We start from the raw sequence: 12,108 nt of genomic DNA, 5'->3' as shown, positions 1-12,108 counted from the left end.
GCTTCCTCTAGAAGTAGCCTTTGGCAGGCAGCGGTGTAGCATTGATTTCGTACTGGCCGATCGAGCGCACCTTGTAAGTGGTCGGATTGTGCGACGAGAGCGTGCGGGCATTGCGCCAGTGGCGGTCCAAATTGGTCACTTTCTTGGTCGCCGATGCCCCGCCGACGTCAAACAGCAGGCTGTCGCCGCGAATCGCGAACTCACCAGCAGGTTAAGCTTGCCTAGCGTAGCGGGCGGGCGCTGTGAGGCGTCCGTCCGCGCCTGATCAAATTTAGCTCCTGAGAGGGTTTGCTCGATATTGCTCAAGGCTGAGTCGAGTCCTGTTCATTCTGTCGGGTCATTGGAGCCCGTGAACCGCACGTCGATTATGCTGTGCAGCAAACAGGCGCGTGAGCCGGCACTCGCTGCTCTGCTGCCAACAGCAATCGTCATCACACGCGTGAAATTGTCCCACGAAATGCGGCAAACAGAAATAGAGCGGTTTTTCAATTGTCATTGGTTCCGAAGCGTTCTGATTTCTCCGCGCGTGCCCACGCGGCAAAGAACATCTTTCTGATGCGGTTGTGCTTGAACTTGATGCGTCCGGAGGTCAAAACAACCTGTGTTCGCGCGAAACGACGCAAGCACTCACGAAGCAAGGGCGCGAACAGAGGCTCCATGACAGCAACGTCTCCTCGCTTGGCATTTAGGCGGTCGTGCACGGTTCGCGCGGCGCATACCAAGATCCCGATGAGCCCTATCGTGCGTCATGGGAGCGCACTCGCGGTCTGGTCCTTGCTGCAGAGGAACTCGGCTATGCGCGACCCTGATCGCCCAGCACTCGATCAACCCGCATATCGAGGAGTTCGATCAGCTCGAGGCGTGGAGTGCGGCAGCTGTGATCGCGGCACTGACGAGCCGGATCGAGATCATTGCGGCAATCAAACCGTACCTCTATCATCCCCGTCGTGCTCGCCAAGATAGCGCTAGGCATCGAAAACATCAGTCGCGGCCGCTTGGCGATCAATCTGGTCAACGCCTGGAATCGTCCCGAGCTTGAGAAAGCGGGCATCGGCTTTGCCGATCATGACAAGCGCGACGCCTACGGCCGTGAATGGATTTCGGTGGTGTCACGGGCTGATGGAGGGGGAGCGGCTCACCTACAGTGGCAGGCATTTCGAGGTGCTCGACTATGTGCTGCGGCCGACGAGCCTCTACCGGCAGCGGCCCACTATCTATGTCGGAGGCGAATCTGAGCCCGCCCGCGCATTGGTCGCCGACCATGGTGATGTCTGGCTCATCAATGGGCAGCTGCTGGCTGATGTCGCCGGGCTGGTGGCAGATGTGGCGGCACATCCGCGTTCCCGGCGCGCTGCCGCTGCGGTTCGGGCTCGCTGTCTTCGTCGTGGCCCGTGAGCAAGCGCATGCCGAGCACGAGCGCTTGCTGGCCCTTGCGCGGCAAAGGATGTGCCGATGAAGGCGATCCTGCCAAAATACCGATCCAAAGGTCGTCATGATGCAGACAATGCAGAAGACGCGCTGTGTCGGCACCAATGGCGGAACGGCCGCCGGTCTCGTCGGCAGGTATGACGAGGTGGCGGCGCGCATTCGCTGCTTCCACAACGCGGGAATCGAATTGTTCATGCTGCCGTTTCAGCCCTTTAAGGCGGAGATGCGCCGGTTTGCCCTGGAGGTCATCCCGCGGGTGCCGCGGGCACAAACCGCGCGGACGGCCGAGCCGGCGGCGCGATCTCAGACCGAAGCCGCGGCCGGTCGGGACCTGGCAAAGCGGTTCGCAGCTTTGCGAGACCAAAATGATCGCGCAGGGGCGAGCTGTGGTACTATTCCGTAGCATGCTCATGCGCGCCTTGTGCTCGAGCACGCTCGCCAGGCCGAAATTGCGGTTCCGACATTGCATCCGCCATCGTCGCCGCGCTTCTTCTGCAGGACGAGTGAGTTCAACGAGATAGCGCGCGGCCTCGAGACAAGCGGCCGAAGCCGTGCAGCGAAAAGAAGATTCGGCCCGAATCGCGCCGCGGATGCAAAGAGTGCTTCTGCGTTCTGCGATCAAAGAAAATGGCGCGTATGCCGCCACACGAATCTTCTTTTGCCGCGCATGCCAAGGGAAGTTTCGCCCACATCGGCGCAACTATCTGAAATTGCCAGACGTATGGCCTCACGCGATGTTGTGCGATGCGGCGCCAATACTGCGCCGCGCGACATTGGACTTGCGGAGAGTGATCCATGACAGGACGCGCCGAAAAGCTGTCGGCCCTCGTAGTCGTGAGCCCGCTCAGCTACTCTGCGATGGTTGGAGCCGTGGGCGGTGGCGGCGTTGGCGATCTCGGCATCCGCTATGGTTAGCAGCGCTTCATGCCGGAAATGATGCGCGCAGTGGTGGTCGTTCTGATCGCGCTGGTCCAGACGGTACAAACCGCCGGTGACTATCTGGCTCGTCGGGTCAACCGGCGCCTGCGCCATCGGTGAGCGGGTTATGCCAAAAGAGATCCGGCTCAACGCCTTCGACATGAATAGCGTCGGCCACATCCAGCACGGGATGTGGTCTCATCCCCGCGATCAGTCGCCGTGTTACACAGATATCGAGTATTGGCAGCATTTGGCGAGGACGGCCGAGCGCGGCCTGTTTGACTCGATCTTCCTCGCGGACATTATCGGCGTTTACGACGTCTATGACGGCTCGCCGGCGGCCTCGATTCGCGGCGCGGTACAAATTCCGATTAATGATCCGCTGCTTGTTGTTCCGGTCATGGCGGCGGTGACCAGGAATATCAGCTTCGGCGTCACGTCGAACGCAACTTATGAGACGCCCTATCTGTTCGCCCGCCGGCTATCGACGCTCGATCACCTCACCAAGGGCAGGGCAGGATGGAACGTCGTCACCGGCTATCTCGACAGCGCCGCACGGGCGATGGGACTTGAGCGGCAGATCGAGCATGATGACCGGTATGATCTTGCCGACGACTACATGGAGGCGATGTACAAGCTTCTCGAGGGAAGTTGGGAAGACGACGCTGTTGTCGCCGACCGGGTCAACCGCATCTACGCGGATCCGGCGAAAGTTCATGCGATCAACCATATCGGGCGGCGTCACCGTTTCAATGCCATCCACCTCAGCGAACCTTCGCCGCAGCGTACGCCGGTTCTTTTCCAGGCTGGCGTTTCGACCCGGGGCCGGGCTTTCGCGGCCCGGCACGCCGAGTGCATCTTTCTGGCGACTTTGACCAAGGACAACGTGCGCGCGCTGGTCAAGGACGTGCGGGCACAAGCGGTCAGGAACGGTCGCAGTCCGGAGGATATCGTCGTCTTCGCAAGTCGCGCGATTGTGGTCGGGCGCACGCGCAAGGAGGCGGAAGAGAAATTCGCCGACTACAAGCATTACGGCAGCGTCGAGGGAGCTCTCGCACATTTCGCAAGTTCGGTTGGGATCGATTACGCGAAAGAGGATCTCGATGCGCCGCTCCAGCACGAGCATACCAATGCGATGCAGTCGATTTTGGAGGCGCTGACCACGCGTTCAAGCGAGCAATGGACGCTCCGAAAACTGCTTGGCGAAATGGGGCTCGGCAGCCGGACAAAGCCGTTTGTCGGGTCGGCGGAGGAAGTGGCGGACGAGTTCCAGGGCTGGGTCGAGGACACCGGGATCGACGGTTTCAACCTCAGCCGGGTCGTGGCGCCGGATGGATTGGAGGATTTCGTCGATCTGGTCGTACCGATCCTGCAGGAGCGCGGCGTCTACAAGACGTCGTATCGCGAAGGGACCCTGCGTCAAAAACTGTTCGGCCGATCGGCGCGCTTGCCTGAACCCCACACTGGGGGCATCCCATCGGCGTGGTCGCGAAATCGATGTCGGCGACGGACGGCCCCGCCGCCTGCCACATAAAGAAGGGAGACTTGGATGAAAGGCGGTATCGAAATCGGTGGTTATCACCGGCGCTTCCTGCTTGCGATGGTCGCGGCGGGCGCCGTGTTCGCCGTTGGGTTCGCTCGGCCGGGCGAGGCTGCCGAGCGGCTGAAAGTCGGCACGTCGGGCGGACCGGTTGCCGATATCCTGCAGTTTGCAGCCGCACGCGCCAGGGAGCAGGGACTTGACGTCAAGGTCATCGAGTTTTCCGACTGGGTGACGCCGAATGAGGCGCTGCAAAGCGGGGATATCGATGCCAACCTGTTCCAGCACACGCCGTTCCTGAATAACGCCATCGCGGCGCGCGGCTATACGTTTACACCGATCGCTCCCACCTATGTGCTCCCTGTCGGTTTGTATTCAAAGAAGATCGCCAAGATTAGCGAGGTTCATTCCGGAACGCGTGCTGCGGTGGTCAACGATCCCGTGAATGAAGCGCGTGGATTGCTGCTGTTCGAGAAGGCGGGCCTGATCAAGCTGCGTGAGGGGGCGGGCGATAAAGCCAGCGTTCGTGATATTGTTGAAAACCCCAAGAATCTGAAATTCCTGGAGATCGAGGCGCCGCAGCTTCCGCGGATCCTCGACGACGTCGAGCTCGCGCAGGTCAGCATCAACTATCTGATTGCCTCGGGCGGCGATCCCGAAAGCCTGCTGATCGCCGATGGATTTGGCGATCCGCGCTACGCGCTGCAGTTCGTGGCGCGGACCGACCGAAAGGATGACCCGCGGCTCTCGCGCTTCGTCGCGATCTATCGTTCGCCGGAGGTGAAGGACTATATCACCAAGAAATACGGCCGCTTCATCGTGCCGGTGTGGTGAACGACAGACGCTTGGGACAGCTTCACCGTTCCTTGCGTGTCGAGGTCTTCAAGCTGGCGGTGCTTGGCTGGCATCAGTCGCTTGGCGATGTGCTGGCTGACGGCATAGCGGCCGTGCCGGATCGTTTGACCGGCAATCGTGGAGCTGCGGCCAACGATCACGTGGAATCAGCGGTATCAACGAGTTGAGTAGCCGATGATGGATTGCGCACTGACGCATATCCAACGCAAAACATTCGGCACGGCTATTCTTGTTTCAGATCTCATTCAACGCCGCAGCCGTTAACGCGGGAAATCCATCCCGGGTTTCTACGTAGCCCATCTCGGTAAGTGCCTGGACGTCGGCCGCATGTAACGGGCTGGTGACAAAGCGCCGTGCGCGTATGTCTCGCATGACCCAGCGAAGTCGGATAGCCTCGGCCAGAGGCAGTTTCTGCAACTCGCTCATGAGCCTCTTACGGAGCAGATGACAACAGGACTGATCGTGTTAGCGAGGCGGAGTTCTATCGCTTGTCGCTCGACTTCCACGCGTCCCGTCCGGAGCAGCCGGCGATAGCGGGCGATGCTATTCCTGCTAGCGCGCAGCTGGGCCAATTTCTCGTCGGTCGTCATTGTCGCCCTTGGATGGCATACGGCTTTCCTATGTCATCAGGAAAGCTTGGATACGAGTCAGGCAAACGACTTGTGCTGTCAAGAGCTCAAGTAAGCTGCTCGCCCACGGCTCACGTAGGAACGCCTGAGATCAATCCTGAACCTGCTGGCGCCCCAGCAGGTAGGTTGCATCGCGACCCATAGCCGGGTTCGAACTGGGGCCGCGCGGCAAAGCATATCTGCGATCGCATTGTTCTCATCAGTCGGGTCCAACGGGATATCACTCTCCTAGCCGGGCAATTCCTCGGTATTTCATTGCCTTTTGCGTTTTTTTGGCATCGCCAGGCGCCCAACCTTGGCCTCACCACGCCGACGGCGGAATCATGCCTTGCAGTTCGCCATTGGGAGCATTGCGGCGGGGGCATCATCACCCGCGTATGAATAGCGGGCTCGGACGTTGCTCGGCTGAAGACCATTCAATCGAAATGATCAAGTTGCCCCCAAGGCCAAGCACTTCATGCAGAGGGACTGACTGTCCGCGCTCATTCGCATCGGGTTCAATAGCTGATCCTTACAGCATTGTTCCCGGCATCGTCTGCTGCCAGTGGCGACGCTTCTCCATTCAGCGCCGGTAAGTCTGGTGCGGCGACGACTATCAGATCGCAGACGGCCGCTAGACGTGGTGCCAGTTTGGCGCACTGGTTGCGGATGTCAGGAATCGCGACGATCTCCCAGAAAGCAGCGCGGGTGAGTGGGCCCACAGCGAACAGCCGCCGCGAAGCAATGCCGTTCCGGTTGATCACGGCGCAATCATTTGCGATGTCGATCCCGATCTGCAGGGCGTCCGCGCGTGCCAGGCCATGCTCGAACAGGCACTGGATCACAGGATTGTCGGTCGCCCGGGGGTCCTTCACAATGCCCGTGCAATCGACGATCAAGCCGACCTGGAGGCTGGCGGTATCCTGTTGGCCTCGCCGGCGATAGCGAACCAGCGCGCCGGAAGCATTCGGCTCGATGCCGGTGATCTTCGCAGCCACCAGCGAGAGGCGCCCCGATGCGAGCACCTGGGTGAGGCGCATCTCAACCTCGGGCGCCGTACGATGGCGGTGGATGTCCCACCAGGCGCGTGCGTGCTCGAGGAATCGCCGCCTGGAGGCGAGCGGGAGCTCCTGCCAGAGCCGTTGCGTATGCGGTCTGAGGGCATCTATTACGCTGCGCCAATCGCCCCCCGCGGCCATCTGCGCTTCGATGCGGACGCGTAGCCACCGCAGCAACTGGCTGGCGCTCGCCCCGAAGGGAACGTCGCTTTCGTCGATTCGAGCCGGATCCGTGCGGCGATGAGCTCTGGCCAAAAGGCCGCGTCGCGACATTGCGACAATCTGGCCCCGATGACCGCCTCGCAGCAAGGACAATAGGTAGTCGACCATCGTAAGCCCCGTGCCGAGAATCAGCACCGTTGCATCCCCATCGACAGATGTGGACGGCGCTGCCCAGGGATCGGCGTCGCAGGGGAATCTGGCAACCGGGCTCTCATTTCCGGTGGCCAGGACGGCGACATCGCCAGTATGGGATGAACTGCTGTCAAGTGTCACGGTGACGCCCGCAGTGCCTTCGACGACATCCACGCATTGGCCATGCACAATGGTCAGGCGACGGGCTCCACCTTCGGACGACGTGAACGGTGTGACAAGGCTTGCAAGATAATCGCCATAAGTCCGCCGCGGCACGAAACAATACGGATCAGGACACTGCGGCCCCTCTCGGCGGTTCGAAAGCCAGCGCCAGAAATGCTCCGGATCCTCCGGCAGCGCACTCATGTTGGCGGCGCGGACATTCAGGACGTGTTCGGGATTGCTGGTGTGATAGGCGGGACCACGGCCGATCGCGAGCCGTCGCTCGATCAGTGTGACACGAAATCCCAACTCCCGGTTTTGCAGAAGCTGATAGGCGAGCAACACGCCGCTTGCGCCGCCGCCGATGATGATCGCATGCCTTTTCGCAAAATCGCGCATGAGACGGCACCCCCGTTGGCACCGAAATCAATGCAACGACGCCCGCCTCGTTCCCGATCCTGGCGCGTAAATTGCGCTGACACGTTGAAGAGAGTAATTTTCTTCAAACAAGGAGTGCGGAAGTGCAGGAACGTTAGGAACCGGCGCCTGGATCGCATGTCGATGCTGTCGACGTTCGCGATGCTGTGCTGCGACCTTTTCACGCGGCTTGTGGCATTCCATCGTTTGCCGCCCGAGGAGACGGACAGGCGCGTTGCGAGGGCCAAATATGAAGAGCCATTTCATTGACGGTTTGGCGAAATCGTTGGATATTCGTCAGGCAGAGATCGCTCTGCCAAAGGCTATAGGCATGAGAATGGCTCAAACACCCGCCACCGGGGATGTGCGCAAGCACTGGCTGCGGCGTTGCTTCTCCGCGGCGACCGACGCCTGTCGTTGATCCATCTGTAGTTAAATCAAGATCACATCGTCAGACGGGAGCGCCGCAAAGACCGGCGATTGAGCCAGCATGTCCAACGCCTATATCATCGAAATCGAAAGCTACACCGCAGGCATCGTCACAAAAGAAAGGCGCAGCTATCACTTCTTCTCTTCCGATCGAATCTTCGATCGCCTCGAGGGCCGTGAGTTTCGTTCTGCGCGCGATGCGGAACGCGCGGCACGGGCACTGTTCGCGGAGCGGCGTCGTGTCGCCGGAGAGTAGTTGTCGACCCGCGTTTGAGTGTCGCCCATAAGGATACCTGCGAGCGCAGCAGTTCTTTAAAATCGAAGACAGCTTGTGCAGAGCCGCCCGTCCCTTGCAGTTCGGCAACTCGTGGGAAGGGGAGCGCTTATGGTCTGGTCTAGAACGTCATGTCGTAACAAGACGTCGACCGCGCACCGCCGTTGATCGAAGGAGAGGCGTCTACGAAAGTAGCGAGAGTAGCGAAGCGAGGTAATTCAATTTGCCACCAATACAGTCAAGAACCAGGACATTAGAGTATCACGCTCCGGTGCACGTTGAACACAACGGCGATTGCAAGAATAGAGTCTAGTAGCTTCATTCAGCGCACACGACTCGCGTAGAACGTATGTTTTGATTGGTGGGGATAGCAGAGACGATTTGTGAACCAGCGACCTTGGCGCGAAGCAGCGAATCAGTCTACGGGCGACAATTATCCGACCCCGCAACGAGATCGACTTGCCCTAGACGTGACCTGGCGTCGTGTTAATATTCGGATGCTCGGTAGCTCCCCGGGTCCAATCGCGCAAAGAGGGGCCTCGCCGTGTTCTGTTCGGCGAGGTCTTTGCCTTTTTAGACGGTTACACGAACGAGGGTTGCGGAACGGATCTTGGCGACAGGTGTTTGCGCGATCGTCAAGCCGGGCTTTCCAGGTGAGCATGACATTGACGCCCCGGTTGTGCCCGCGGCGATCAGCGGTGGCGGCTTGCCAATCCAAAAGAGCTGACCACCAAGCGCTGTTGCCGGCATCCTGAACCGGGACACAAAACTGGGCGCGACTTCAATTCCGGCGGAGCGGCATGCTCTTCACAGACGATGCACCGAGGTCAAACCCGGTTGCGGCGCATCCGTCCGATGAGAACGATGATCGGACTGGCGAGGGAGATCGCCTCATCGCCGTCGTGCGTAACCAGCAGCACGGCGGCGGAGTGGCGAAGGCAAAGACGCCCACGGGCCCGTGCACATGAATTCGGCCCAGCGCATGCAGCGCGCCGAACGACTCGTTCAGAAGCAATCGCGGATGCGCGCGTCAACGCTGCCCGTTGTGCTTCGCCCCCTGTTAGGGTCCGCGGCGGCAACGCCTCCGCATTATGCCCCAACGCGACCTCTTCGTACGAAGGGCAGGCGGCGGACCGCGGGTCTAATCGCGTTCATTCTAGCGCAAACATTGCCGCCGAAGCGAACGTTACGCCTGTCGACCAACAACGCAGATTTCATTTCATTGACTAGCAAGTGTTCGGCCTTACGATCGTGCGACGTTGAAAATGCAGAATGCTAACGCTGGAGCGATGAATCATCGAGCCGTCGACATGAAGCAGAGCCTAAGCAGCCGCCTTACAATCACAGGTGAACAGACATGAGTGGCGACCGGCTCTTCCTCCTCAAGCCCGGATTCACAGATCCGGCGCGGCCTGGTCGATTTTTCATCTGTCCGCACTGCAACGCAATTGAGGGGCTTCTCGCGTCGTTTCCAGGTTTAGCCACGCAGATTGAAATCCATCGCTTGCCGTTTCCGAAGCCACGGAACGTGATCATCGATATTGTGGGAGAGCAGCATCAATCGCTTCCGGTTCTGGTCTTCGACCAGAGCCAGCCGGTGCCCGAGGACGCTAGCATCGCCAATGGATGGCGCTTTATCGACTCGTCCGAGCGCATCCTCCGATACTTGGCCGATCGATATGCGTTTCCCTACGTTCACCGGTGAGCGGCCGTTAAATAGGTGCCAGATGCGAGGCGCTGATGGTGGAGGCGCCAAGCGTTGGATTTTGAATTCCGACTCCCGAGGCGGCGGGAGAGTGCTGAACGCGCAAGTCGGGTAGCGCCGGCCAGACGTTCGGAACGGATGATCGCGTGGGCGCACGGCCGAATGGCGGTTACGGTTGTGCGTCCCACGCGATTGTCTGCTTACCGGCCCGGTCCGCTTGGCTCAACCGTTGGCATGTAGTTTGTACGCTTTCGACGGATGCACCGGAGATCAGAGATGAGCGTGGTATCGCGGCGCGGGTTCAGAGGGCGTGGTGCAGCTTCTGCAAACCTATCTGCTTGCTGCTGTCAATGGAGCGCTCGCGGTGCATAATGCGGGTCGTAACCGCGGAATCACTGGGCCGGTTCATCTATATCGGCGCCATCCGCGGCAAGCCACGCGCCGTCTCGCTCTGCCGAGATCCTGATCGATAACGACCGATATTGGAAAGGATGCATCGACGGGGCATGTGAGAACGCTTTGCTCCGTCAGGTCGTTTCTACGGAACATTTGTTGTTTTATTTCGCGGCAGCTTGCCGGGCCAGGGACTGCGGCTACCATGCATGACATTTCAAGGAAGTGGACGCGATAGGTTATGGATAACGGCAATTCGGCGAACATTATCGATCTGAACACCTACAGGGCGCGCCGTCGTGAGCGGCAGGCTGACCCAAGGGAATTCGCTCGGCACACCGCGGCGAGCCCGGTCGCCGTCGGGGGCATCGCGCTTCAGCAGTTCTGGTTCTGGCCGATCTGGTTCTGGGTGCCGGTTGGGCCAGCCACGGGCGCGGCCTCGCAATGGGACGCTTCGTGACCGGTAGCAGTGTCGCGCCATCGTCGGACGCGGATGCTCCATCGCTGACCGATATGGATCTGCCGGCCGTCGTCGGCCGCAATCTGCGGCGCCTGCGAACCAGTCGAGGCCATTCGCTGGAGCGGCTTGCCAAACAGTCCGGCGTCAGCCGCGCGATGCTCGGGCAAATTGAGACCGGAAAGAGCGTACCGACCATCGCCCTGTTATGGAAGGTTGCCAACGCGCTTCGCGTTCCCTTTGCCAATCTCTTGCAGGCGGAGATCTCGCGTGGTCCGGTGGTTCTCAGGCGGAGCGATGCGAAGCTTCTTTCCTCGAGCCAAGGCCAATTCACGTCGCGGGCGCTGTTTCCGTTCGACGACAACAGGAAGGTCGAGTTCTACGAGCTGCGAATCGCGCCCCTCCACCGTGAGACAGCAGAGCCCCGCGCGACGGGCACGCGCGAAAATCTTTTCGTCGCGCAAGGGGTGGTGGAGATTACGGTCGGCCTCGACAAGCCAATGACGCTCACCGAAGGAGATGCGATCCTGTTCGATGCAGACGTTCCGCACGTTTACAAGAATTCGCGCGGACGCCTTGGTGTCAAACCGTTGCGCCGGCGCAACAAAAAGGGCCGGACAGTGTCCGGCCCAGAGCTTCTGAACAGGTCTGTCGGGTCAGGCCGCTGTCTTCATCGGCATGCACATCATCATCATGCCGCCGCAGCACACCATCATGGGCATTCCCATCTGCATCATGTTCGTCATGCTTTCACAGCACTTCATGAACATGTCCTTCATTGATGGGTCGGTCGGCGTCATTTCGCAGGCCATACCGGCGGGCGTCATGGTGCACTTCACCTGGCAGCCCATCATCATCGGCATACCCATCATCGACATGCCCATCGGCATCATGCCGCCGGACATCATCGGGTTCATCATGCCGCCCATCATCATGGGCATCGGCATCATCTGCATCGCGGCATTCATCTTCGGACTCCCAATTCCAGAGTAGGAAAGAACTTAGTTGCTTCGGTCTAGGGGATAGAATGATCTGTACAATTCACAAATAATGAAACTTTTATCTCCTTCTCTTTTCTCCAAGAAACTGGAATCGGCGGGAGCCAAAACCAGCGAATTGGGCGCTATAGCGGATAAATGTCCGTTATCTTGGATATCTTTGGTTTCTAGGTGCTGGGGCGATGTCGCTACTCTACTCCGGCCTTAGGTGCCGGATGCACGCAAGGACGCCCGGTAGTGCGCGGCGCCGGCTGCGTTACCTCCAGAAGGCCGCGAGCCATCGCCGCGCGCGCCTGCGCGACCTACCATGGCCGGTGAACTGCCCGTCCCATCTTCGAAACGCCGGATGAAGGTTCGTCGGCTCATTTCCGCTCGTGAGCCCAAATGTCGCAACAGCCATTTCGAGTCGATCAGATAGTCGTCGGCTTGATCGTGCACGGCGCGATGGGGTTCACGGCCGATCTCCTGCTCGAACGCAGCGTACGTCGCCGGCTGCCTTGGTACGGTGCCGG

Annotated in this window: 13 protein-coding genes and 2 pseudogenes; 11 read left to right on the top strand and 4 right to left on the bottom strand. The window is 59.9% G+C overall.

Features of this window, described 5'->3' with window-relative positions; genetic code table 11:
• Positions 1-7 precede the first annotated feature (7 nt).
• Together J2R78_RS41710 and J2R78_RS41705 are read right to left on the bottom strand one after the other, a co-directional pair.
• Positions 8-193, bottom strand: a complete 186-nt coding sequence (locus J2R78_RS41710; protein ID WP_375167188.1) for a hypothetical protein — start codon at positions 191-193, stop codon at positions 8-10.
• Between the two features lie 292 nt (positions 194-485).
• Positions 486-659 (bottom strand): hypothetical protein, encoded by a 174-nt coding sequence (locus tag J2R78_RS41705; RefSeq protein WP_253610314.1) that lies wholly within the window; start codon positions 657-659, stop codon positions 486-488.
• 36 nt (positions 660-695) lie between these two features.
• Between J2R78_RS41705 and J2R78_RS41700 the strand changes: the two are divergent.
• From J2R78_RS41700 to J2R78_RS41680, 5 genes and pseudogenes are all read left to right on the top strand, one after another.
• A pseudogene (locus J2R78_RS41700) lies at positions 696-1,723 on the top strand (LLM class flavin-dependent oxidoreductase); the annotation flags it as partial.
• Between the two features lie 530 nt (positions 1,724-2,253).
• Positions 2,254-2,466, top strand: a pseudogene (locus tag J2R78_RS41695) (DL-methionine transporter permease subunit); the annotation flags it as partial.
• A gap of 7 nt (positions 2,467-2,473) precedes the next feature.
• Positions 2,474-3,880 carry an LLM class flavin-dependent oxidoreductase gene (locus J2R78_RS41690; protein WP_253610315.1) on the top strand — a complete coding sequence of 469 codons (1,407 nt, stop codon included), beginning with the start codon at positions 2,474-2,476 and terminating at the stop codon, positions 3,878-3,880.
• 15 nt (positions 3,881-3,895) lie between these two features.
• Positions 3,896-4,720, top strand: a complete 825-nt coding sequence (locus J2R78_RS41685; protein WP_253610316.1) for a MetQ/NlpA family ABC transporter substrate-binding protein — start codon at positions 3,896-3,898, stop codon at positions 4,718-4,720.
• 11 nt (positions 4,721-4,731) lie between these two features.
• The gene (locus tag J2R78_RS41680) at positions 4,732-4,908 is read left to right on the top strand and encodes a hypothetical protein (RefSeq protein ID WP_253610317.1); all 177 of its coding nucleotides are present in this window, start codon (positions 4,732-4,734) and stop codon (positions 4,906-4,908) included.
• A gap of 67 nt (positions 4,909-4,975) precedes the next feature.
• Here the strand turns inward: J2R78_RS41680 and J2R78_RS41675 are convergent, their stop codons facing one another.
• Both J2R78_RS41675 and J2R78_RS41670 read right to left on the bottom strand, forming a co-directional pair.
• Complete coding sequence (locus J2R78_RS41675; protein ID WP_253610319.1) at positions 4,976-5,167, bottom strand: hypothetical protein; 192 nt, start codon at positions 5,165-5,167, stop codon at positions 4,976-4,978.
• A gap of 700 nt (positions 5,168-5,867) precedes the next feature.
• Positions 5,868-7,322, bottom strand: a complete 1,455-nt coding sequence (locus tag J2R78_RS41670) for an FAD/NAD(P)-binding protein (protein WP_253610320.1) — start codon at positions 7,320-7,322, stop codon at positions 5,868-5,870.
• Between the two features lie 268 nt (positions 7,323-7,590).
• Between J2R78_RS41670 and J2R78_RS41665 the strand changes: the two genes are divergently transcribed.
• The 6 genes from J2R78_RS41665 to J2R78_RS41640 all read left to right on the top strand — a co-directional run bounded on the left by J2R78_RS41665 (position 7,591) and on the right by J2R78_RS41640 (position 11,591).
• Complete coding sequence (locus tag J2R78_RS41665) at positions 7,591-7,761, top strand: hypothetical protein (RefSeq protein ID WP_253610321.1); 171 nt, start codon at positions 7,591-7,593, stop codon at positions 7,759-7,761.
• A 69-nt stretch (positions 7,762-7,830) separates the two neighbouring features.
• Entirely contained in the window at positions 7,831-8,025 is a 195-nt protein-coding gene (locus J2R78_RS41660; RefSeq protein WP_253610322.1) for a hypothetical protein, read from the top strand.
• Between the two features lie 1,375 nt (positions 8,026-9,400).
• The gene (locus tag J2R78_RS41655) at positions 9,401-9,748 is read left to right on the top strand and encodes a DUF3088 domain-containing protein (RefSeq protein ID WP_253610323.1); all 348 of its coding nucleotides are present in this window, start codon (positions 9,401-9,403) and stop codon (positions 9,746-9,748) included.
• A 634-nt stretch (positions 9,749-10,382) separates the two neighbouring features.
• The gene (locus J2R78_RS41650) at positions 10,383-10,601 is read left to right on the top strand and encodes a hypothetical protein (RefSeq protein WP_253610324.1); all 219 of its coding nucleotides are present in this window, start codon (positions 10,383-10,385) and stop codon (positions 10,599-10,601) included.
• Positions 10,586-11,380 (top strand): helix-turn-helix domain-containing protein, encoded by a 795-nt coding sequence (locus J2R78_RS41645; RefSeq protein WP_253610325.1) that lies wholly within the window; start codon positions 10,586-10,588, stop codon positions 11,378-11,380. The genes J2R78_RS41650 and J2R78_RS41645 overlap by 16 nt, the downstream gene beginning before the upstream one ends.
• Positions 11,361-11,591, top strand: coding sequence for a hypothetical protein (locus J2R78_RS41640; RefSeq protein ID WP_253610326.1), 231 nt, complete (start codon positions 11,361-11,363; stop codon positions 11,589-11,591). The genes J2R78_RS41645 and J2R78_RS41640 overlap by 20 nt, the downstream gene beginning before the upstream one ends.
• Positions 11,592-12,108: the final 517 nt, after the last annotated feature.

Source organism: Bradyrhizobium sp. USDA 4538 (genome assembly GCF_024171045.1).
GTDB classification, from domain to species: domain Bacteria; phylum Pseudomonadota; class Alphaproteobacteria; order Rhizobiales; family Xanthobacteraceae; genus Bradyrhizobium; species Bradyrhizobium australafricanum.
Note: the sequence above shows the minus strand (reverse complement) of the source record. Positions and strands in the feature narration are given on the sequence as shown.

What these genes read in the sequence shown, in the direction of transcription:
- J2R78_RS41690 (WP_253610315.1), top strand. Translation starts at nt 2,474, where the DNA reads ATGCCAAAAGAGATCCGGCTCAACGCCTTCGACATGAATAGCGTCGGC.
- J2R78_RS41665 (WP_253610321.1), top strand. Translation starts at nt 7,591, where the DNA reads ATGAAGAGCCATTTCATTGACGGTTTGGCGAAATCGTTGGATATTCGT.
- J2R78_RS41640 (WP_253610326.1), top strand. Translation starts at nt 11,361, where the DNA reads ATGAACATGTCCTTCATTGATGGGTCGGTCGGCGTCATTTCGCAGGCC.
- J2R78_RS41645 (WP_253610325.1), top strand. Translation starts at nt 10,586, where the DNA reads ATGGGACGCTTCGTGACCGGTAGCAGTGTCGCGCCATCGTCGGACGCG.
- J2R78_RS41675 (WP_253610319.1), bottom strand. Translation starts at nt 5,167, where the DNA reads ATGAGCGAGTTGCAGAAACTGCCTCTGGCCGAGGCTATCCGACTTCGC.
- J2R78_RS41660 (WP_253610322.1), top strand. Translation starts at nt 7,831, where the DNA reads ATGTCCAACGCCTATATCATCGAAATCGAAAGCTACACCGCAGGCATC.
- J2R78_RS41655 (WP_253610323.1), top strand. Translation starts at nt 9,401, where the DNA reads ATGAGTGGCGACCGGCTCTTCCTCCTCAAGCCCGGATTCACAGATCCG.
- J2R78_RS41685 (WP_253610316.1), top strand. Translation starts at nt 3,896, where the DNA reads ATGAAAGGCGGTATCGAAATCGGTGGTTATCACCGGCGCTTCCTGCTT.
- J2R78_RS41670 (WP_253610320.1), bottom strand. Translation starts at nt 7,322, where the DNA reads ATGCGCGATTTTGCGAAAAGGCATGCGATCATCATCGGCGGCGGCGCA.
- J2R78_RS41705 (WP_253610314.1), bottom strand. Translation starts at nt 659, where the DNA reads ATGGAGCCTCTGTTCGCGCCCTTGCTTCGTGAGTGCTTGCGTCGTTTC.
- J2R78_RS41650 (WP_253610324.1), top strand. Translation starts at nt 10,383, where the DNA reads ATGGATAACGGCAATTCGGCGAACATTATCGATCTGAACACCTACAGG.